The organism is Mycobacterium sp. (assembly GCF_032159765.1).
Taxonomy (GTDB): Bacteria; Actinomycetota; Actinomycetes; order Mycobacteriales; family Mycobacteriaceae; genus Mycobacterium.
Genome location: NZ_JAVHWM010000178.1, coordinates 171,148 through 192,262, shown reverse-complemented (window position 1 = coordinate 192,262; position 21,115 = coordinate 171,148). Strand labels below are relative to the sequence as shown.

At 64.6% G+C, this 21,115-nt stretch carries 23 protein-coding genes; 18 read left to right on the top strand and 5 right to left on the bottom strand.

Annotated elements, in window-relative coordinates:
* Positions 1–9 precede the first annotated feature (9 nt).
* Both QOH60_RS22840 and QOH60_RS22835 read right to left on the bottom strand, forming a co-directional pair.
* On the bottom strand, positions 10–510 hold the full coding sequence (locus QOH60_RS22840) for an SRPBCC family protein (RefSeq protein ID WP_526424137.1): 501 nt from the start codon (positions 508–510) through the stop codon (positions 10–12).
* Positions 507–812 carry an ArsR/SmtB family transcription factor gene (locus QOH60_RS22835; RefSeq protein ID WP_526424136.1) on the bottom strand — a complete coding sequence of 102 codons (306 nt, stop codon included), beginning with the start codon at positions 810–812 and terminating at the stop codon, positions 507–509. The genes QOH60_RS22840 and QOH60_RS22835 overlap by 4 nt, the downstream gene beginning before the upstream one ends.
* Before the next feature lie 79 nt (positions 813–891).
* Here QOH60_RS22835 and QOH60_RS22830 point away from each other — a divergent pair, with 79 nt between their 5' ends.
* The 7 genes from QOH60_RS22830 (at position 892) to QOH60_RS22800 (ending at position 6,850) form a co-directional block, all read left to right on the top strand.
* Entirely contained in the window at positions 892–2,073 is a 1,182-nt protein-coding gene (locus QOH60_RS22830; RefSeq protein ID WP_526424135.1) for a cytochrome P450, read from the top strand.
* Positions 2,070–2,264, top strand: coding sequence for a ferredoxin (locus QOH60_RS22825; protein WP_526424134.1), 195 nt, complete (start codon positions 2,070–2,072; stop codon positions 2,262–2,264). Before QOH60_RS22830 ends, QOH60_RS22825 begins: the two co-directional genes overlap by 4 nt.
* A gap of 130 nt (positions 2,265–2,394) precedes the next feature.
* The gene (locus QOH60_RS22820) at positions 2,395–3,048 is read left to right on the top strand and encodes a DUF732 domain-containing protein (RefSeq protein WP_526424133.1); all 654 of its coding nucleotides are present in this window, start codon (positions 2,395–2,397) and stop codon (positions 3,046–3,048) included.
* 27 nt (positions 3,049–3,075) lie between these two features.
* On the top strand, positions 3,076–3,618 hold the full coding sequence (locus QOH60_RS22815) for a mycothiol transferase (RefSeq protein WP_526424132.1): 543 nt from the start codon (positions 3,076–3,078) through the stop codon (positions 3,616–3,618).
* Positions 3,619–3,622: 4 nt separating this feature from the next.
* On the top strand, positions 3,623–5,146 hold the full coding sequence (locus QOH60_RS22810; RefSeq protein ID WP_526424131.1) for an aldehyde dehydrogenase family protein: 1,524 nt from the start codon (positions 3,623–3,625) through the stop codon (positions 5,144–5,146).
* Positions 5,147–5,201: 55 nt separating this feature from the next.
* Positions 5,202–6,128, top strand: a complete 927-nt coding sequence (locus QOH60_RS22805; RefSeq protein WP_526424130.1) for a hypothetical protein — start codon at positions 5,202–5,204, stop codon at positions 6,126–6,128.
* A 32-nt stretch (positions 6,129–6,160) separates the two neighbouring features.
* Positions 6,161–6,850, top strand: a complete 690-nt coding sequence (locus tag QOH60_RS22800; protein ID WP_526424129.1) for a TIR domain-containing protein — start codon at positions 6,161–6,163, stop codon at positions 6,848–6,850.
* 53 nt (positions 6,851–6,903) lie between these two features.
* Here QOH60_RS22800 and QOH60_RS22795 read toward each other — a convergent pair whose 3' ends face one another.
* Positions 6,904–8,916 (bottom strand): prolyl oligopeptidase family serine peptidase, encoded by a 2,013-nt coding sequence (locus tag QOH60_RS22795; RefSeq protein WP_526424128.1) that lies wholly within the window; start codon positions 8,914–8,916, stop codon positions 6,904–6,906.
* A gap of 99 nt (positions 8,917–9,015) precedes the next feature.
* Between QOH60_RS22795 and QOH60_RS22790 the strand changes: the two genes are divergently transcribed.
* The 9 genes from QOH60_RS22790 (at position 9,016) to QOH60_RS22750 (ending at position 16,601) form a co-directional block, all read left to right on the top strand.
* Positions 9,016–9,951: a TIR domain-containing protein gene (locus QOH60_RS22790; protein WP_526424127.1), complete on the top strand. Its 936-nt coding sequence runs from the start codon at positions 9,016–9,018 to the stop codon at positions 9,949–9,951.
* A 72-nt stretch (positions 9,952–10,023) separates the two neighbouring features.
* Positions 10,024–11,547 carry an aldehyde dehydrogenase gene (adh, locus tag QOH60_RS22785; RefSeq protein WP_526424126.1) on the top strand — a complete coding sequence of 508 codons (1,524 nt, stop codon included), beginning with the start codon at positions 10,024–10,026 and terminating at the stop codon, positions 11,545–11,547.
* Positions 11,547–12,023: a DUF779 domain-containing protein gene (locus QOH60_RS22780; RefSeq protein ID WP_526424125.1), complete on the top strand. Its 477-nt coding sequence runs from the start codon at positions 11,547–11,549 to the stop codon at positions 12,021–12,023. Before adh ends, QOH60_RS22780 begins: the two co-directional genes overlap by 1 nt.
* A 22-nt stretch (positions 12,024–12,045) precedes the next feature.
* On the top strand, positions 12,046–12,324 hold the full coding sequence (locus QOH60_RS22775) for a putative holin (RefSeq protein ID WP_526424124.1): 279 nt from the start codon (positions 12,046–12,048) through the stop codon (positions 12,322–12,324).
* Positions 12,317–12,757, top strand: a complete 441-nt coding sequence (locus QOH60_RS22770) for a hypothetical protein (RefSeq protein WP_526424123.1) — start codon at positions 12,317–12,319, stop codon at positions 12,755–12,757. The genes QOH60_RS22775 and QOH60_RS22770 overlap by 8 nt, the downstream gene beginning before the upstream one ends.
* 106 nt (positions 12,758–12,863) lie before the next feature.
* The gene (gene lpdA / locus QOH60_RS22765; RefSeq protein ID WP_526424122.1) at positions 12,864–14,264 is read left to right on the top strand and encodes a dihydrolipoyl dehydrogenase; all 1,401 of its coding nucleotides are present in this window, start codon (positions 12,864–12,866) and stop codon (positions 14,262–14,264) included.
* Between the two features lies 1 nt (position 14,265).
* Positions 14,266–15,117: an SMP-30/gluconolactonase/LRE family protein gene (locus QOH60_RS22760; RefSeq protein ID WP_526424121.1), complete on the top strand. Its 852-nt coding sequence runs from the start codon at positions 14,266–14,268 to the stop codon at positions 15,115–15,117.
* Positions 15,118–15,129: 12 nt separating this feature from the next.
* Positions 15,130–16,161: an agmatinase gene (gene speB, locus QOH60_RS22755; RefSeq protein WP_526424120.1), complete on the top strand. Its 1,032-nt coding sequence runs from the start codon at positions 15,130–15,132 to the stop codon at positions 16,159–16,161.
* 5 nt (positions 16,162–16,166) lie between these two features.
* The gene (locus tag QOH60_RS22750; protein ID WP_526424119.1) at positions 16,167–16,601 is read left to right on the top strand and encodes a hypothetical protein; all 435 of its coding nucleotides are present in this window, start codon (positions 16,167–16,169) and stop codon (positions 16,599–16,601) included.
* A 17-nt stretch (positions 16,602–16,618) separates the two neighbouring features.
* Here QOH60_RS22750 and QOH60_RS22745 read toward each other — a convergent pair whose 3' ends face one another.
* Together QOH60_RS22745 and ramB are read right to left on the bottom strand one after the other, a co-directional pair.
* Entirely contained in the window at positions 16,619–17,158 is a 540-nt protein-coding gene (locus QOH60_RS22745) for a carboxymuconolactone decarboxylase family protein (protein WP_526424118.1), read from the bottom strand.
* Positions 17,155–18,573, bottom strand: a complete 1,419-nt coding sequence (gene ramB / locus QOH60_RS22740) for an acetate metabolism transcriptional regulator RamB (RefSeq protein ID WP_526424117.1) — start codon at positions 18,571–18,573, stop codon at positions 17,155–17,157. Before ramB ends, QOH60_RS22745 begins: the two co-directional genes overlap by 4 nt.
* Before the next feature lie 100 nt (positions 18,574–18,673).
* Here ramB and QOH60_RS22735 point away from each other — a divergent pair, with 100 nt between their 5' ends.
* Positions 18,674–19,468: an acyl-[acyl-carrier-protein] thioesterase gene (locus QOH60_RS22735; RefSeq protein WP_526424116.1), complete on the top strand. Its 795-nt coding sequence runs from the start codon at positions 18,674–18,676 to the stop codon at positions 19,466–19,468.
* Between the two features lie 248 nt (positions 19,469–19,716).
* Positions 19,717–21,003: an isocitrate lyase gene (aceA, locus tag QOH60_RS22730; RefSeq protein WP_526424115.1), complete on the top strand. Its 1,287-nt coding sequence runs from the start codon at positions 19,717–19,719 to the stop codon at positions 21,001–21,003.
* Positions 21,004–21,115 lie beyond the last annotated feature (112 nt).

Sequence of the window (21,115 nt, the reverse complement as noted above, 5' to 3'; positions counted from 1 at the left end):
TTCTCTGGGCTAGCCGCCCAGAACTTTCCGGTATCCGTCGCGGAGCTGCGCGAACCCGTGCTCCATCACGACGTCGCCGACGAGCCGGTCCGGGTTGTCGCCGTTGAGGTTGCCTTCCAGCACGTCGAGGCAGATGTGCCAGCCACCGGCATTCTCCGCCGCGTGGGTGCGCTCGGGCATCTGCTGCTCGAGCGTGAGTCTGCAACCGGTGCCGGTTGACGTCAGCCGCCACCGCAGCACATGCGGACCCCACTTGTGCACGAGCTCGTGGGGCGGGTCGACGGCGATGACGGTGCCGTCGACGGGATCGTCTCCCGGGTTCTCCCGGATCTGCGCAGGGCCGACGCTGTCGAGGTTGCGGTCGGGCACCACCGGCGACCAACGCCGCAAGTAATCCGGGTCGGTGATCCACGGCCACACGTCAGCCACCGCGCGGCCGAAGTCGCGGGTGAACGTCAGCACCCAGTGACCGTCGCGGTCCTCGAGCGTGGCTTCCAAGGGATGCGTCATTTCTGCTCCTTGTCGATCAGTCGGGTCAATGTGTCGAAGCTCGCGGCCCACTTGCGGTGGTACGGCGTGACCCACGCGAGCACTGCCGGCAACGGGTCGTCCGCGAGGTGGTACACCCGCCGCTTGCCGACGACTTCCACGCGAACGGTGCCGGCGTCTCGGAGCACGCCGAGATGCTTGGACGCCGACGATTGCGAAATAGCAAGTCGCTCAACCAATGTGGTGACGTCCGCGGCGCCTGCGCGGAGCGTGTCGAGAATTCGGCGCCGGGTGGGATCGGCGATCACCGCGAAAGGGTCCACCCCTACATATCACCCTATGATCATATGACAGTCAAGTGATATGAGACACTGAGTCTGCCGTTGGTGCCACGCTGTCGGAATGACAGAAAGTCAAGGCTATGTGGATCAGTCGGTGGTCGGTGTTGCAGAGCCTCAACCGATGTACAAGATGCTGCGCGAGTCGACGCCGGTGTTTCGGCCAGGACCGGAAGGGCCCGTGGTGCTCAGCCGGCTCGCCGACATCGAGATGGCGCTCAAACGCACTGACGTGTTCTCGTCGAACATGGACGCCGTCGACCTCGGCAATGTGCGTCCCCTGATCCCGCTGCAGGTCGACCCGCCCGATCATGCCAAGTACCGGCGCATCCTCGACCCGCTCTTCACGCCGAGGGAGATGGCCGCGCGCGAACCCGCGATCACGGAGCTGGTGAATCGGCAGATCGACGGGTTCGCCGATCGCGGCGCATGCGACTTCCACGAGGAGTTCGCGGTTCCGTTGCCGTGCACGGTGTTCCTGCAACTGCTCGGCCTGCCGCTCACTGACCTCGACAAGTTCCTCGCCTGGAAGGACGACGTCATCCGGCCGGAGGGTGCCCGGGGTTTCAAAGAACACCGCGAGGCGGCCGCACCAGCGGCGCAGCAGATCTACGTGTACTTCGAGCGCGCCATCGACGACCACATCGCCAACCCGCGCGACGATGTGCTGTCCTCTCTGATCGCGGCCCGCATCGAGGGCGAGCCGCTGTCGCGCGACGAACTGCTCGACATCTGCTTCTTGTTCCTGATCGCCGGGCTGGACACCGTGACCGATTCTTTGGACTGCTTCTTCGTTTATCTGGCCCGCCACCCCGAGCAACGCAAGGTTCTCGTCGACCAACCCGACCTCTTGCCGGGCGCCATCGAAGAGCTGCTGCGATGGGAGACGCCGGTTCCCGGAGTGGCGCGTATCGCGGTCCAGGACTTCGAGGTCAGCGGGTGCCCGATCAGCAGAGGGGAGCGGGTCAGCCCGCTGCTCGGCGCGGCCAACACCGACCCGGCCGAGTTCGCCGATCCCGACGTCGTCGACTTCAAGCGGAGTCCCAACCGGCACCGCGCGTTCGGCGGCGGACCGCACCGCTGCCTGGGCTCGCACCTCGCCCGTCTCGAGCTGCGGGTGGCAATGCGCGAATTCCACCGTCGCATACCGGATTACGAGATCCCGCCAGGCACCGAACTCAAGTACACCACCGCATTGCGGTCGGTCGAATCCCTACCGCTGACGTTCCGAGTGGCCGTGCCATGACGCACGTCTCGGTCGATCCGGAGCGCTGCACCGGGCACGGCCGGTGCTACACGCTGGCCCCCGATGTGTACGACGCCGACGATCTTGGCCACTCGATCGTTCTCGTCGACGAGGTCTCCGGCGATCTGGAGCAACACGCCGCGGTCGGCCAGCAGAACTGTCCGGAGAGCGCGATCTCTCTGTCGCGCTAGGCCGCGGCGCCATTTGTAGGGTGAACACCTTATTTATCGTCAAAGTCGCCGCTCGCACCGATGCGCCGGGGGAGGATTTTGGCACGCCCCACCGAACCGACTCCGGCGCAGCCACAATTCAGGAGAAGCCATGTCCTTATCAACCGCCCACGAATCCACGACTACTGCGAGTCGACGCCGTTCGGCGAGAGCTGTGCTGCCTCTGGTGGCCGCCAGCATGCTCGGCGCGACGGCGCTGGCCGTCTCGCCCACGGCTGCAGCCGACGATCAGCACACCGTCACCTTTCAGATCACCGGAGCAGGCGACGCCTTCTCGATCATCCCCGATCCCGGCACCCCGGTTTACCCGCCCAGCGACACCACGTGGGTGAAGCTGCCCTGGACGCAGTCGGCCCAGGCCAGCACTGGCCAGCTGGTGGCGCTCAACTGGACGGACAAGACGGGCAGCCACGACTGCGTCATCTCCGTGGACGGCAAGCCAGTGCCCCTGACCGAGCACTCGCCCGGCCGATGCGCAGCAGTGGTCCCCGCCGGGGCCCCTGCGCCGAGTGTCAACGGCAGTCCGTTCCTCGAGGAGCTCCGCATCAACAACGTCGTGCTGCCCGGCAAGTCGCCCGCCGAGACGCTTGCAGCCGGCCAAGCCGCATGCGCAGATCTCAGGAGCGGCACCTCTGTGTTGGACGAGATGAGCGCCGTGGAAAAGAAATACGGCTTCAATCAGGGCACGTTGTTCGTCAGCGCGGCGACAACCCATCTCTGCCCCAACTTCGCCTCAGGAGGGTGACGGCGAGCCGGTGAGTACGTTTGTCGCATGGCGAAACTCACCGGAATCGATGGTCGCTCGGACAAGCCTCGCTCCGCCGCACAAGAGCTTCTGCGCGATTCCTTCACCCGCCTGATCGAACACGTCGACGAGCTCGTCGACGGGCTGACCGATGAGGTCGCGTCCTACCAGCCGACGCCCGAGGCCAACAGCATCGCGTGGCTGATTTGGCACAGCGCGCGGGTGCAGGACCTCCAGGTGTGCGACATTGCGGGGCGCGAAGACGTGTGGACGAGCGACGGCTGGGTCGACCGTTTCGGCCTCGACCTTCCGCGCGACGACACGGGTTACGGGCACAGCGCCGACGAAGTCCGCAAGGTGCGGGCGTCGGCGGAGCTGCTCGCTGGCTACTACCACGCGGTCCACGACATGACGCTCGCGTTCGTCGCAACGCTCAGCGATGACGATCTGGAACGCATCGTCGACAAGCGGTGGAACCCGCCGGTGACCGCGAGCGCCCGGCTCGTCAGCGTCGTCGACGACTGTGCGCAGCACCTCGGCCAAGCCGCCTACCTGCGAGGCATAGCATGACGTGATGACCGCCACATCGGACATCAAGCCGTCGAGCACCGCAACGATCCGCAATCCGGCAACCGGCGGCGTCGCCGGCGAGGTGCACTGGACGGATCCCGCAGACATCGCCCGCATCACCGCGCGGCTGGCGCAGGCGCAACCCGACTGGGAGAAGCGCGGTGCCAAGGGCCGCGCGAAGGCGCTGGCCCGCTTCGCGGTCTGGCTCGGCGACCACCGCGACGAGATCGAGGAACTCCTGATCAATGAGACCGGCAAGTCCCGTACCGATGCGATGCAGGAAGTGCCGATGCTGGTCATCATCATCTCCTATCTGATCAAGACCATGGAAAAAGCGCTGGCACCGGACAGCCGCCCCGCGCCGATCCCCGCGCTGGCGATCAAGAAGATCACCGTGCACTACCGGCCGCGTCCCGTCGTCGGGATCATCGCGCCGTGGAATTTCCCGGTCGCCAACGCGATGATGGATGCACTCGGCGCGCTCGCGGCCGGCTGCTCGGTGCTGTTGAAACCCTCGGAGCGCACGCCGCTGACCGCGGAGGTGCTGGTGCGCGGGTGGCGCGAGTCTGGTGCGCCGGATGTGTTCGCGTTGGCGCAAGGCGCCCGCGAAGTGGCCGAGGCCGTGATCGACAACGTCGACTTCGTGCACTTCACCGGGTCGTCCACGACGGGCCGCAAGGTGATGGAACGTGCCGCGCGGCGGCTGACGCCGGTGAGTCTCGAACTGGGCGGCAAGGATCCGATGATCGTGCTCGACGACGCCGACGTCGACCTGGCCGCGCACGCCGCGGTGTGGGGCGGATTGTTCAACGCCGGCCAGATGTGCGTGTCCGTCGAACGCGTCTACGTCATGGACCACGTGTACGACCAGTTCGTCGATGCGGTGGTCCGAGACGTCAAGGCGCTCCAGGTCGGCGCCGGTGACGGTCCTCATTTCGGATCGATGATCGACGACCAGCAGCTGGCGATCGTGGAGAAGCACGTCGCCGACGCCAGGGCCAAAGGTGCCCGCGTGCTCACTGGAGGTGAGCGGATCGCCGGCGAGGGCAGCTTCTATCAGCCGACGGTTCTTGTGGACGTCGACCATTCAATGGAGTGCATGTCCGCCGAGACCTTCGGTCCGACGCTGCCGATCATGAAGGTCAAGAGCATCCCCGAAGCGATCAGGCTCGCCAACGACAGCCCGTACGGATTGTCGGCGTCCGTGTTCTCTGGTGACGTCGAGCGTGCGAAAGAGGTTGCACTGCAACTTGATTGCGGTGCAGTGAACATCAACGACGTGGTCGCGAACCTGATGTGCACCACAGCCCCGATGGGCGGCTGGAAGGAGTCGGGCATCGGGGCACGATTCGGCGGTGCCGACACGGTACGCAAGTACTGCCGGGCCGAGACGGTCGTCGAGCCACGCATCAAGGTAGGCGCGGGCGCTAACTACTACTCGTCCTCGCCGAAGGCCGCCGCGCGGATGGCCAAGCAGATGATGTGGATGGCGCTGCGCCGCCCACGCCGCGTCGCGCGAGACCGTTAGGCACACCGGACCGTCGGACCCCTAGTAGGGTCATGGCGTGCGCTCCGCTTCGGCAGTGTCCCTTTGGCTCACTGCCACCTTCGCACTGCTCGTCGCGATACCTCTTAATTGGGTTCAGCACACGCTGATCAACGTCGACGGCTACACCAGCATGGCGCGAGTGGCGGGTCATCAATCCGGGGTACAAAAAGCAACGGCAGCACTCCTGACCGAACAGGTGAGTGCCGCCGCGCGCCAAAACGGTTTCAGCGGCGGCGACAACGCGATCCAGCAGGCGGCGACCACCTACACGGCCAGCTCGGTGTTCCCCGACAACTTCGCCGACGTCAACCGGATCGCACACGAGTGGCTGTTCACCAACAAAGCCCGCCAGACCGACCGGGGCTGGGAGATCGACCTCGGCCCCATGCTGGCTGACACGTCGTTCAAGACCCAGCTCGCCAGCCAGGGCGTCACCTTGCCCCCCACCGTGACTGTGCCGGTGACCGGGGACACGGCGAACAAGTTCGCGCCCGGGCAGTTGAGCACGTTGGCGACGTGGGGGCCGTGGGGGGCAATCGGTTCCGCGTTGGTCGTCGGCGTGGCGGCGGTACTGATGCTCGTGGTCGCCAAGTCGCGCGGCATAGCGCTTGCTGCGCTGGGGGTTTCGGCACTGCTGGCGGGTGGTGTCGGATGGGTGGCGCTGTCGCTCGGGCGCGGTCGCGTCGACTCCGCGTTGAGCAAGACCAACGGCAACGTGCAGACGATCGCCAACTCATTGCTGGTGCAGGCCGAAGACAGCTTGCAGCAGTGGATGACCTATGCGCTGATCGCGGGCGGTGTGCTGGTTGTGGTCGGTGTTCTGGTCGCTGTTCTCGGCAAGTCGATGCGCCGGAAGTCAGCTCCCGCGTATCCGGCAATGCAGCCTCAGGGTTATCCGCCGGTGCAGGGTTACCCGCCCACGCGGCCACCCATGGAGCCGACGCAGCCACCAAGCGTCTGACGGGGCGGCGACACAGCCGTAGAGTCCCGGTAATGGACGGTGCTTTTTTCCTCATCGTGCTGATCGTTGTTGCGGCGTTCACGGCGATCGCGGTGATTCGCGCCTGGCGCCGCAGGAACGCGAAGCGACGCCAATCGGCCATTGGCAACCCGGTCGCGTGGCCGCCCCCGACCCTCTCACCGCAAGCTTCCATGCCGCCGCCGATACACCAGTTGTCTCAGCCCGTGATGCCACCCGCTCATTCGCAACCGACTCCCGGGCCTTCCGGCGTGTTCATCAGCTATCGCCGTGATGATGAAAGCAACTTCGCGGGAAGGCTTTTCGAACGGCTTCTGCGTAACTTTGCTACTGATCGAATCTTTATGGATGTGGATTCCATCGAACTTGGAATGGATTTTCAAGAAGTGATCGATGGCTGGCTCGAACGGTGCAGAGTGGTGTTGGTCGTGATCGGCAACAAGTGGCTCGATTGCAAAGCGCCTGACGGGAGCCGTCGGCTCGACAATCCTGACGACTTCGTACGCATCGAGGTCGCAAGCGCATTGGCCCGTCCGGGTGTTCGGGTGATTCCGGTACTCGTCGACGGCGCATCAGTGCCCAATGCCACCGATTTGCCTGATCCGCTGAAGCCTCTCGCCCGCAGAAATGCCTTGACGATGTCGCATGCCGGATTCGGCTCGGACTTCGACCGGCTGCACTCCACTCTGCAGCGCGTCGTTTAGCCCCCGCTGAAACTGCATCTGGCGCGCGAAAGTTTGAGAAGCGGCCTGCGTAGTTACAGTCTCGGCGTCGCGCTTCCGATTGTCTGCCATAGGAATTCGTACGTGAGCGCGGCCTTGAATGCCGCCTGCGCGTTGTCCGCCGCACCTGAGTGGCCGCCTTCGATGTTCTCGTAATACCGGACACGGTGTCCTGTCGCCTCCAGCGCGGCCACCATCTTGCGGGCGTGGCCCGGGTGCACTCGGTCGTCTCGGGTCGACGTGGTGATCAGCAGCGCGGGGTAGCGCCGATCCACTGAGATGTTGTGATATGGCGAATACTCCTTGATGAATTCCCAATCGGAGGGGTCGTCCGGATTTCCGTACTCGGCCATCCACGACGCGCCGGCCAGCAGCAGGTGGAACCGCTTCATGTCCAGCAGCGGGACGCTGCAGACCAGTGCACCAAACAGCTCCGGATAGCGCGTGAGCATCACACCCATCAGCAGGCCGCCGTTGCTTCCGCCCTGAGCGCCGAGCTGCTCGACCGTGGTAATCCCCTGCGCCACCAAATCCTCTGCCACAGCGGCGAAGTCCTCAAACGCGAGGTGTCTGCCCTCGCGCATGGCCTGCTGGTGCCATCCCGGGCCGTACTCGCCGCCTCCGCGGATGTTGGCCGTCACGTAGTTGCCGCCGCGCGCCAGCCACAGCCGGCCGAGCACGCCGCTGTACCCGGGAGTGTTCGACACCTGAAAGCCGCCGTAGCCGCCGAGTAGCGTCGGCAAGGGTCCGCCTGAATCGCGATGGCGGACCACGAAATAGGGAATCGACGTACCGTCGGCGGAGGTGGCGAAGCGCTGGGTGACGTCCAGATCGTCGGCGTCGAAGAACGCGGGCGCCGCTTTGATGACTTCGAGCGCCTCATGTGCGGTGCCGTGCAACAGGCGCGACGGCACGGTGTAACCGCTTGAGTCGAGAAAGATTTCGTCGCCGGTGGGATCCGCCGAGACGATCTGGGTGTCGGTGTGCTCGGGGATCCCCGCGACCGGTTCAGACCGCCATTCTCCGGGTGTGACGACCTCGACCCGGCTTGCGACGTCGACCAGCGTGACGACGACGAGATCGTCACGCGTCCAAGCGGAGTGACTGAAACTGGTGTGTGCGTTGGGTTCGAATACCACGTGCAGTTCTGCAGTGCCGGCAAGGAAGTCGTGATAGCCGGCGACGAGCAGCGAGCCGGCGGTGTACGTGGCTTCTGCCCGGGCCCAGTCCGTCTTCAACAGGATCGACAGCCATTGGCGATGCACATCCACGACGGCGTCGGTCGGGACATCGAGACGAATGAGTTCGCCGTCGCGTAACTCGTAGGTATCGGCGTTGAAGAAGTCGGTGGCACGCTGGATGAAGGTGCGTTCGAATCCTGGTGTGCGGTCCACGGATGCGCGCACCGACACGTCGCTGCTTGCCCCGGAGAAGACGGTCTGCGCATCTGCGAGCGGCTGCCCTCGGCGCCACCGTTTGACCACACGTGGATAGCCGGAGTCGGTGAGCGAGCCCTCGCCGAAATCCGTACCGAGCAAAGTGGTGTCTTCGTCTTCCCAGCTGATGTCGGTCTTGGCCTCGGGCAGGATGAAACCGTCGGCGACGAATTCGCGTGTGGTCATGTCGAATTCACGGACAACTACTGCATCGGAGCCGCCTCGGGACAGGCTGATCAATGCGCGGGTGGACTGCGGCCTGATGACGTCGACGCCGGCCCACACCCAGCTTTCGTCGTCGGCTCGACTCAGCTCGTCAATGTCGACGATCACGTCCCACTGCGGATGCTCGCTGCGGTACTGGTCCAACGTCGTCCGTCGCCACAGACCCCGCGGATTGACCGCGTCACGCCAGAAGTTGTACAGGTACTCGTCTCGGCGGTTCACATACGGGATGCGGGTATCGGTGTCGAGCACCTCCAGCGCCTGCTCTCGAAACTCCTCAAAGCGTTCCGTTCGCAATTCAGCAAGCGCGGGATCGTTATGCGTGCGTACCCAGTCGAGCGCGTCGTCGCCGTCGATGTCCTCCAGCCAGAGGTAGGGATCGCTCATCGGGGCATTGTTTCAGCAGTATCGTCGGCGCACGATGAGGCCGCCATCATCCGCTAGTTCGGCGACGCTGTGGCTGACAGCCCCGCACAATGGGGTGCAATGTGGAGGATCTTCATCAGCCACGCCAGTGCCGACAATCATGCTGCGCTGGCACTAAAGCAGTGGCTTGTCGACCGGATGCCTTACCTGGCGAACGACATCTACCTAGACCTCGAGCTATCCAGCGAAATTGGGCCTGGCATGAGATGGGAAGACGCCCTTCGAGACGCTCAAGAGAGAAGCGGGGTAGTCGTTTGCCTTGTGTCCTCAACATATGAGGCGTCTCCCTATTGCCTCGCTGAGTACCGCACCGCTGAGAATCTAAACAAGGAAATCATCCTCGTCCGACTCGAGCCGTCAGCCGGTGACACGTTGCACACCGATACTCCGTGTATCGACCTGTTTGGCGACGGACCGGCGACCGCGGTCGGGGTCGGGCACGGGCATTCAGTCAAACTCGCGACTGAAGGTCTACAGGAATTGCTTGGCGCGCTCGAAAGCGCCGAGAGCAGGAGGGAGGCAGAGCTTCAAGGATCCGGAATCTTCATCAGCTACCGACGAGGAGATGAACGAAGTTTCGCCGGACGCATCTATGAACGACTATGTCGGCACTTCGACGCGCGGCGGATTTTCATGGATGTCGACACGATCGAACTCGGGCTCGACTTTACGGAGGTGATTGATCACTGGCTCGCGAAATGCAGTGCCATGCTGGTTGTCATCGGACCTAACTGGCTGAGCACCGGCCCGGACGGACGACGGCGACTAGACGATCCGAACGACTTCGTGCGCTTGGAGATAGAAACGGCCTTGGCCCGTCGTGAAGTTCGCGTCATACCTGTTCTAGTGGAGGGTGCGTGCATGCCGAGCGCGACGGACCTACCTGAATCGCTTGCTCCCCTCGCTCGCCGGCATGGATTGGACATGACGCACGCAGGCTTCGGTAGAGATTTCGGTCCTTTATTGAGGACTCTGCAGCGAGTCGTTCCTGCTTGACTCGTAGCGCTGCGGTCGTCCACTGGCGCGCGAGTAACGTGAGCGTTGTCACACGATCAAGAGGAGTCGCCAATGACTGTCTATGCACGCCCTGGCGCTGAGGGTTCGTTGATGTCGTATGACTCGAGGTACGGCAATTTCATTGGCGGCGAATGGGTACCGCCGGTCGGCGGGGAATACTTTGACAATCCCACGCCGATCACTGGTCAGGCGTTCTGCGAAATACCCCGCTCCACCGACGCCGACATCGAAAAGGCATTGGACGCCGCGCATGCTGCCGCGCCGGCGTGGGGCAAGACCGCACCGGCGGATCGTGCGCTGATTCTCAACAAGATCGCCGACCGTATCGAGGCGAACCTGGAATCGCTTGCGCTGGCTGAGTCGTGGGACAACGGCAAGCCGATCCGCGAGACGCTCAATGCCGACCTGCCGTTGGCCGTCGACCACTTCCGTTACTTCGCCGCCGCGATCCGTGCGCAGGAAGGGTCTCTCTCCCAGATCGACGAGGACACCGTCGCATACCACTTCCATGAGCCGCTCGGCGTGGTCGGCCAGATCATTCCGTGGAACTTCCCGATCCTGATGGCCACCTGGAAGCTTGCCCCAGCGCTGGCCGCGGGCAACGCGGTGGTGTTGAAGCCGGCCGAACAAACACCCGCGTCGATCCTCTATCTGCTGACACTGATCGGCGACTTGCTGCCGGCGGGCGTGCTCAACGTCGTCAACGGGTTCGGGTTCGAGGCAGGCAAGCCGCTCGCGTCGAGCAACCGCATCGCCAAGATCGCGTTCACCGGCGAGACCACCACCGGCCGGCTGATCATGCAGTACGCCTCGCAGAACCTGATCCCGGTGACGCTTGAACTGGGCGGCAAGAGCCCCAACATTTTCTTCTCCGACGTGATGGCGGCCGGCGACGACTTCCAGGACAAGGCCCTGGAGGGGTTCACGATGTTCGCGCTGAACCAGGGCGAGGTGTGCACGTGCCCGTCGCGCTCGCTCATCCAGGCCGACATCTACGACGAGTTCCTCGAGCTGGCCGCGATCCGCACGAAGGCCGTCCGCCAAGGCGACCCGCTCGACATCACGACGATGATCGGCGCGCAGGCCTCCAACGATCAGCTGGAGAAGATCCTGTCCTACATCGAGATCGGCAAGGACGAGGGCGCGCGCGTCGTCACGGGCGGGGAGCGGGCCGAGCTGGGCGGCGAGCTGTCCGGCGGCTTCTACGTGCAGCCGACGATCTTCGCGGGCAGCAACAACATGCGGATCTTCCAGGAGGAGATCTTCGGGCCGGTCGTGTCGGTGACGTCATTCACCGACTACGACGACGCCATCCGGATCGCCAACGACACGCTCTACGGGCTGGGCGCCGGGGTGTGGAGCCGCGACGGCAATACGGCGTACCGGGCTGGCCGTGACATCAAGGCCGGCCGGGTGTGGACGAACTGCTACCACGTCTATCCCGCGCACGCCGCGTTCGGTGGCTACAAGCAGTCGGGCATCGGCCGCGAGAACCACAAGATGATGCTCGACCACTACCAGCAGACGAAGAACCTGATGGTGAGCTACAGTAACAAGGCCCAAGGGTTCTTCTAGTGGACCCGGCTCCGCCACGGGTGTTGATCACCGAGGCCGCCGCCGAGCTGCTCGGCGGGTTGCGGGATCGCCACGGGCCGTTGATGTTTCACCAATCAGGCGGCTGCTGCGACGGGTCGTCGCCGATGTGCTATCCGGAGGGCGAATTCATCGTCGGCGACCGCGACGTGCTGCTCGGGATCGTCGAGAACGCACCGGTGTGGATTTCGGGCCCGCAGTTCGACGCCTGGAAGCACACCCAGTTGATCATCGACGCCGTGCCCGGACGTGGCGGCGGATTTTCCATCGAGGCGCCCGAGGGAATGCGGTTCCTCAGCCGGGGCCGGGCGTTCACGGAGGCCGAACTCGAGGCGCTCGGCCGCCAGCCGCCACTGCTTGGCAAGGACTACGCCGACGGGGAACGGCCACCTCCGGCGTCAGGGCCCGTCGTCGTTGCCGACGCCGCCGACGCTTGCCGGTTACCGCTTCGTCATTAGTTGGACAGCTAATGTCGAAGGCGTGATTCCGCTTCCCCGGGCGGGGCTGCTGACCGCCTCGATGTTGTTGGGGGTCGCGTTCGGCATGGTCGCTGGCGTCGCCGCGACGGCGCTGGTCACCGAGAAGGTCCGGCCCGACGCGGTGGTCGGCCTCGTCGTCGGCGTGCCCAGCCTGATCGGCCTGGTTCTCCTCGTGATCGGGCGCAAGCGGTGGATGACCGCACTCGGCGTGTTCTCGTTGGCGGTGACACCCGGATGGTTCGGCGTCCTGGTCGCGATCCAGGCGGCGCAAGGTGTCTGACGGCCTGCAACCCGGTCCGGTCGAACCCAGCCCCGAAGTGCCGTCGGAACCGCTCCCGTTGGCATCCACCGAGCCGTCGGCGACCCTAGAGGAACCGGTCAGGTACCACTTCGTCAGGTGGTGGACCTTCCTCTCGGTATTGCTGGCGGTGTGGATCCCGGCCAGCGCGATCGGAATCAGTTTGTATTACTGGTGGATTCACTCCATGGACAAGACCTGGCCGGTCTTCGTGGTGCTGGTTTTCGTGATCGGTTGCACCGTCGCGGCCCTGCTGTTCGCGATGGCCGGGCAGCGGCCTCTGATCGCGGCGCTCGCGATCGCGGTGCTGACCGCACCGTTTGCGGCGACTGCCGGCGCGGCTCCGATGCACGGCACGTATTACTGCAGTAGCCCGCTGAAGCCGCGGTGCTTCGTCGGGCTCATTCCCTATTGAGAGGCACGATTTGCGAAGGGTTCGGAACGAGCCAAGCAAGAGCTCGCGCTGGTCAAGTATCCGTAGTCCTTGGAAGGCGGCCTATGCGCCGCACTAAGGTGACCCTGTGACCCACTACGACGTCGTTGTCATCGGAGCCGGCCCCGGCGGATACGTCGCGGCCATTCGTGCCGCACAGCTCGGTTTGAACACCGCGGTCGTCGAACCCAAGTACTGGGGCGGCGTCTGTCTCAACGTCGGTTGTATTCCGTCGAAATCGTTGCTGCGCAACGCCGAGCTGGCCCACATCATCACCAAGGAGGCTAAGACCTTTGGCATCACCGGCGAGGCGACACTCGACTACGGAGTGGCGTTCGACCGCAGCCGCAAGGTCGCCGACGGTCGCGTCGCCGGGGTGCACTACCTGATGAAGAAGAACAAGATCACTGAGATCCACGGGTACGGGAAGTTCAAGGACGCGAACACCCTCACCGTCGACCTCAACGATGGTGGCACGGAGGAAGTGACGTTCGACAACGCGATCATCGCGACCGGTAGCAGCACGAGGCTGGTGCCCGGCACATCGCTGTCGGGCAACGTCGTCACCTACGAGGAACAGATCCTCTCGCGCGACCTGCCCGGCTCGATCGTGATCGCCGGAGCAGGCGCGATCGGCATGGAATTCGGTTACGTGCTGGCCAATTTCGGCGTCGACGTCACCATCGTCGAGTTCCTGCCGCGTGCCCTGCCGAACGAAGACGCCGAAGTCTCCAAGGAGATCGAGAAGCAGTTCAAGAAGCTCGGCGTCAAGATCCTGACCGGCACCAAGGTCGAGTCGATCAGGGACGAAGGGGCCGACGGTTCCGTTTATGTCACGGTGAGCAAAGACGACAAGACACAGGAACTCAAGACCGACAAAGTATTACAGGCCATCGGTTTCGCCCCCAACGTCGAGGGCTTCGGCCTGGATGCCGCTGGGGTGAAGCTCACCGAGCGCAAGGCGATCGGTATCGATGGGCTGATGCGGACCAACGTGCCGCACATCTACGCGATCGGCGACGTCACCGGACTGTTGCAGCTCGCCCACGTTGCTGAGGCGCAGGGTGTGGTGGCTGCCGAAACCATCGCCGGCGCAGAGACTTTGGAGCTCGGTGACTACAGGATGATGCCGAGGGCCACCTTCTGCGTGCCGCAGGTGGCCAGCTTCGGCCTCACCGAGGAGCAGGCTCGCAACGAGGGCTACGACGTCAAGGTCGCCAAGTTCCCGTTCACGGCGAACGCGAAAGCTCACGGGCTCGGCGACTCGAGCGGGTTCGTCAAGCTCGTCGCCGACGGGAAGTACGGCGAGCTGCTCGGCGGACACCTCATCGGCCCAGACGTGTCCGAGCTGCTGCCCGAGCTCACGCTGGCGCAGAAGTGGGATCTCACCGTGAACGAGCTGATCCGCAACGTGCATACGCACCCGACGCTGTCGGAGGCGCTGCAAGAATGCTTCCACGGCCTGGCCGGCCACATGATCAACTTCTGACATGCCTGACCTGCAGACGCTGGTCGACGGCCGCGCGTTCCTCGAGGGCCCGCGCTGGCACGACAAAGCGCTCTATGTTTCCGACATGCACGCGCACGAGGTGCTGCGGGTGACGACCGACGGCGCGATTGAGGTTCTGGTACAACTCGACACCACCGCGCCCTCGGGCCTCGGCTGGCTGCCCGACGGCAGCATGCTGATCGTGTCGATGGACGACCGCAAGGTCCTGCGTCGCGGCGACGACGGCTCGCTGACCGAGCACGCCGATCTGAGCGGTCTCGCGCCAGCTGCCATCAACGACATGCTCGTGGACGACGCCGGATACGCGTTCATCTCGCAGTTCGGCAGCGACTTCTTCAACGCTGAGCCGTTTCGTCCGGCCGCCCTGCTGCGCGTCGACCCGGACGGCAGCGCGCACGAAGTCGTCGACGGCCTGAAGTTCGCGAACGGCATCGTCGTCACGGCGGACCGCAAGACTCTCGTCGTGGCAGAAAGCGCCGGCGCGCGGCTCTTCGGGTTCTCGCTGGGGTCCGACGGGGAGTTGTCCGACCAGCGGGTGTGGGCAGGCCTGCCCGAGGGCGACTTCCCCGACGGCATCTGCATCGACGCCGAGGACGCGATCTGGTTTTCTTCCCCCACGTCACGCCGGTTCGCGCGGGTGCGGGAGGGCGGCGAAATCACCGACGTCATCGACACGCCGGGTCGCCACGCGATCGCATGCGCGCTCGGCGGCGACGACGGCCGCACCCTTTTCTGTTGCACATCAGAGACTTTGGGCCTGCCCGACCAGTCCCGCGAGCTTCGCAGCGCGAAGGTCGAGACCGCGACCGTGTCCGTCGCGGCGCCTGCGTAGTTGGCGGTTGAAATGGCGCGCTACGGACAGCAATTCGGCCCCGACTTCACCTTCCTCGGGGTGCCGATGTGCGACCTCGACGACCCAGCGACGTACGCCGATGCTCAGGTGGTGATCCTCGGCGCGCCGTTCGACGGCGGGACATCGGCGCGGCCCGGGGCGCGATACGGTCCGATGGCAATCCGGATGCGCGACTATCTGCCGCATGACGGTTCCCGGCCGAGTCTGGCTTTGCGCACGGACGGGCTCGTCGACCTTGCGGTCGTCGACGCGGGAGATGTCGAGATGTACTCAGGCGACATCGAAACCGCCCTGGCCACGCTGGAAGCCGCCGTGGAGAAGGTGGCCCGCACCGGCGCGATCCCGGTAGTGCTCGGCGGTGATCACTCGATCGCGTTCCCGGACGCCAAGGGTATCGCGAATGTCGTTGGCCACGGCCGTATTTCGATGCTGCATTTCGACGCGCACGCCGACACCGGTGACATCGAATTCGGTTCGCTGTGGGGTCACGGCCAGCCGATGCGCCGGCTCATCGAATCCGGTGCACTGCGCGGCGATCGGTTCCTTCAGATCGGGCTGCGCGGGTACTGGCCGCCGCCCGACACGCTGGACTGGATGGCCGCGCAGAACATGCGCAGCTACGAGATGACGGAGATCGGCGCCCGCGGCCTGAATGTGTGCCTGACCGAAGCGTTCACCATCGCCACCGACGACTGCGAGGGCGTGTTCCTGTCGGTCGACATCGACGTCTGCGATCCCGGGCACGCGCCCGGCACCGGCACGCCGGAACCCGGCGGCCTGAGCGCCCGTGAACTACTCGACGCCGTTCGGCGGATCTGTCTCGAAATGCCCGTTGTCGGAATGGATGTGGTCGAGGTCAGCCCGCCCTACGACCACGCCGACATCACCGCCGCCCTGGCCAACCGCGTGGTGCTCGAAGCGCTGTGCGCGATCGCCAGGAAACGCCGTGACGAACGCGACGGAACCGCCTGGGATCCGGCGCTGCCGCTTCTGTCAGATCGCAATCCACCCGGCACAACGTGACGCTTATGCGAATTCGGAGCACGCGACGCGCAGCGCGGCCGTCGGCGCTGTGCGCGGTAACCGAAACCAGCTACGTCCCCGGTGACGGGCCGAAAAACATCTTCCCCGTGTTCACTGTCGCAAACGGATTGACATGCAAGATGTCGATCTACAGCGGCGGCACAATCGCTTGCGGCGGAAAGCTTCCCGGGGTGAGCAACGGGGACAACGAGGTTTTCGTCGAGTTCGCCGGGCCGGCGGGCACTCGCAAGGCTGAGGCCCCGCCGAAGCCGACGTACCCGGGACCGGTCAAGCAGCTTCCCGCGGGCCAGAAGGTCTACACCTACGGCGCCACCTGCATGGCGACACAGGATGGCGGAGTCGCGTGCATGGGCGGCGGCGTCGCGCCGCAAGGCTTCCTGGTGACGTCGACGAACACCACGACGTTCGGTGGCCGCTGACTGCGTGCCCGCGATGATCAGTCGGGAAAGTCGAGCGGGATGTTCAACGTGTTGATCGTTGCCGCTAGCCCGTCGTATTGCGCTGCCAGCAAGCAGAATTCGATGAGCTGCCGTCTGTCGAGGTGACACGTCAGTTCATCCCAGGTCTCTTGTGACACGTTGCGTTGCAAGACGAATTCGTCGGTGGCCTTGATCAACGCCCGCTCACGATCTGTCAGTCCAGCGGCCTGCGGTCCGTCGAAGATCTTGGCTTGCGTCTCCGCGTCTACACCGCGGCTGCGCGCGAGCCGGCGATGCTGTTGCAGTTCGTATTCGCAGTCGCGCAGATGCCCGATGCGCAGAATGACGAACTCGGCGTCGCGGCGGGGCAGCTTTCCGAAACTCAGCAGGATCGACGCGTAAGGGATGAACGCCTTGAGCAGTAGTCTGTGTTGTCCCAGGACGGTGAACAGATGGAATTCCGGCCTTCGGATCCCGCGCGCCGTCACCTTGCAGATCACCCAGTTGATGAGGCCGAGCTCGCGCAGTGAACCGGGCTCGATCCGCGGGGCGGTCATGCCGGGCGCACCAGGTAGGGCGACACGGTACTGCGGTGCTCGTCGAGGTCCAGCGCACGGCCCAGCGCGGGGAACGCCCGCTGGGGGCAGTTGTCACGCTCGCACACGCGGCATCCCGCGCCTATGGGGGTGGCGATGTCGCCCGACAAATCAAGTCCCTCCGAGTAGACGAGCCGGTGCGCGTGCCGAAGCTCGCAACCCAGGCCTATCGCAAATGTCTTACCCGGTTGACCGTATCGCGAGGCCCGCCGTTCCACCGTGCGCGCCACCCACATGTAGCTGCGCCCGTCGGGCATCTGGGCGATCTGCACCAGGATCTTGCCGGCATTGGAGAACGTTTCGTAGACGTTCCACAGCGGGCAGGTTCCCCCGCTCGCCGAGAAATGAAAACCCGTGGCGGACTGGCGCTTTGACATGTTTCCCGCCTTGTCGACACGGACGAACGAGAATGGCACGCCTCGCATCGAGGGCCGCTGAAGCGTCGAAAGGCGGTGGCACACCGTCTCATAGCTCACCGAGTAGAACGCGGAGAGCCGCTCGATGTCGTAGCGGAAGTTCTCGGCGACGTCGTGGAACTGGCCGTACGGCAGCACCGTCGCGGCCGCAAAGTAGTTCGCCAAACCCAGCCGAGCGAGCTTGCGCGACTCGTCGCTGGTGAACTTGCCCTCGTCCACCATCTCGTCGATCTGGCTGCCGAACTCCAGGTACGCCAGCTCGGCCGCGAGCCTGAAGACTTGTTGTCCACCCGAGAGGTGCGCGCTCATCTCCAGCGTCTTGGTCTGGGGGTCGTAGCGGTGCAGCACCGTGTCGCCAAGGTTGGTGCGCCGCACGATCCGAACGCCATGCACCTGGGACAACCGCTGGCCGATGTCGGTGGCCAGCTCGCCGCGATGCAGCCGCATCCGCACGGTCAGGTCTTCGGCGGCGGAGTCGAGCTCATGCAGGTAGTTCTGCCGCTGATAGAAGTAGTCGCGCACTTCCTCGTGAGGCATGCTGATCGCCCCACTGCCGCTGCTTCCGTCGCTGTACCGGTCTTCGGTGGCGGCGGCCAGCTGCGCCGTGGTTATCCGGTAGCGCCGATGCAGGTTGACCATCGCCTTGGCCAGTGCGGGGTGGGCGCTGACGATGTCGGCGACCTCGGCCATGTCGACGTCGATATCGAGGTCGCGGTCCGTCGTGACCTCGCGAAGTTCGGCGACCAGCCGGGTGTCGTCCTGCGGCGCGAAGAATGTCGCGTCGACGCCGAACACGTCGCTGATCCGGAGCAGAACCGCGACTGTCAGCGGCCGCACATCGTGTTCGATCTGGTTGAGGTAGCTGGGGGAGATCTCCAGCATCTGGGCAAGCGCCGCCTGGCTGAACCCGCGTTCGCCTCGCAGCTGGCGAACTCGCGAGCCGACGAACGTTTTCGGCATGCTGAGCAGCCTACGCGTGATTGCTAACAGCGAATTCGCAATATTGGCAAGAGTCGTCGGAGTTGGTCTTCAGATCACGCGGAAGGCATGATCCACTGCGATGAGCCTGGACAAAGTGATGATGCCGGTCCCCGACCCGCATCCGGACGTCTTCGACCGGGAGTGGCCGCTGCGCGTCGCCGACGCTGACGCCGCCGGCCGGCTTCGGCTCGACGCGGCCTGCCGGCACATTCAGGATATCGGCGGAGACCAGCTGCGAGAGATGGGCTATCAGGACACTCACCCGCTGTGGATCGTGCGCAGGACGATGGTCGACCTGATCCGCCCCATCGAGTATCCGGACCTGTTGCGGCTGCGGCGCTGGTGTTCGGGCACGTCGAACCGTTGGTGTGAGATGCGCGTGCGTATCGACGGCCGGCTGCGCGGACTGATCGAGTCCGAGGCGTTCTGGATCAACATCAACCGCGAGACCCAGGGCCCGGCGCGGATCTCCGACGACTTCCTGGAAGGGCTGCGTCGCACGACGGACGTCGGCCGGCTGCGGTGGAAGGGATACCTGAAGGCTGGATCTCGGGACACCGCCAGCCAGATCCGGGAGTTTCCCGTGCGGTTCACCGACATCGACCTGTTCGATCACATGAACAACTCCGTGTACTGGAGCGTGGTCGAGGACTACCTGTCGGCAACGCCGGAGATCCTGCGCAATCCGACGCGCGTGACCATCGAGCACGAGGCGCCGGTCGCCCTCGGCGACAAACTGGAGATCGTCGCGCACGTCCACCCGCCGGGTTCCACCGACCAGTTCGGTGAAGAGCTCGCGAACAAGACTGTTACAACGCTCACATACCTGGTCGGCGACGAAACCAAGGCCGTCGCGTCCATCTTTTCTCTGTAAAGACTGTGACACCTGCCGTTCGCAGCGATGACCTGCGGCAATGAGGTTACCGAGCAGTAGCAACTGAACCGGTAAAGCTGAGAGCTTGCTTCGCAAGATTCACAAAATGGGTGCTTGGCCTAGCTAAAATTTGCAACTACAACAGCTGGACCTGCAGGGATGGGCTGTGCCATGGTCGTTGTTAGCACAGTTATAAAGCCGCCGGACCATTAACAACGCGGCTTATCGGGAACTCAGAGGAGCGCGTAATGTCAGCCGTTGGCCAGCCCAAGACACCAGAGCAGATACAGCACGATTGGGACACCAATCCCCGCTGGAAGTCCACCACCCGCAGCTACACGCCGCAGGACGTCGTCGCCCTGCAGGGCACCGTCGTCGAGGAGTCGACGCTCGCGCGCCGCGGCTCGGAGATCCTGTGGTCGCAGCTTCACGACATGGAGTGGGTCAACGCCTTGGGCGCGCTGACGGGGAACATGGCGGTTCAGCAGGTGCGCGCCGGCCTGAAGGCCATCTACCTCTCGGGGTGGCAGGTCGCCGGTGACGCGAACCTGTCCGGCCACACGTATCCCGACCAGAGCCTGTACCCGGCCAACTCGGTGCCGCAGGTGGTGCGCCGGATCAACAACGCACTGATGCGTGCCGACGAGATCGCCAAGGTCGAGGGCGACCACTCCGTCGACAACTGGCTGGTGCCGATCGTCGCCGACGGCGAGGCCGGCTTCGGCGGCGCGCTCAACGTCTACGAACTCCAGAAGGCGATGATCGCCGCAGGCGTCGCGGGGTCGCACTGGGAAGATCAGCTGGCATCCGAGAAGAAGTGCGGTCACCTGGGCGGCAAGGTTCTGATCCCGACCCAGCAGCACATCCGCACACTGACGTCTGCGCGTCTCGCCGCTGACGTCGCCGACGTGCCGACCGTCGTCATCGCCCGCACCGACGCCGAGGCCGCGACGCTGATCACCTCCGACGTCGACGAGCGCGACCGTCCGTTCATCACCGGCGAGCGGACGAAGGAAGGCTTCTACCGGGTCCGCAACGGCCTGGAGCCCTGCATCGCGCGTGCCAAGGCGTATGCGCCGTATGCCGATCTGATCTGGATGGAGACCGGCACGCCGGATCTCGAGCTGGCTGCCAAGTTCGCCGAGGGCGTCAAGGCGGAGTTCCCCGACCAGATGCTGGCGTACAACTGCTCGCCGTCGTTCAACTGGCGCAAGCACCTCGACGACGCGACGATTGCGAAGTTCCAGAAGGAGCTGGCGTCGATGGGCTTCAAGTTCCAGTTCATCACGCTGGCCGGCTTCCACGCGCTGAACTACTCGATGTTCGACCTGGCCTACGGGTACGCGCGCAACCAGATGACCGCGTACGTCGAGCTGCAGGAGCGCGAGTTCGCCGCCGAGGAGCGGGGCTACACGGCCACCAAGCATCAGCGTGAGGTGGGTGCGGGCTACTTCGACCGGATTGCCACCACGGTGGACCCGACCTCGTCGACGACGGCGCTGACCGGCTCGACCGAAGAGGGCCAGTTCCACTGACATCGTCCAGCGGTGTTCGCCGGGCCTGCCCGGCCACCAGACACAAAATCGCATAATTACCGCCCCAAACACGCGATTTTGTGTCTGCTCGCGGCTGGGAAATAGTTGAGCC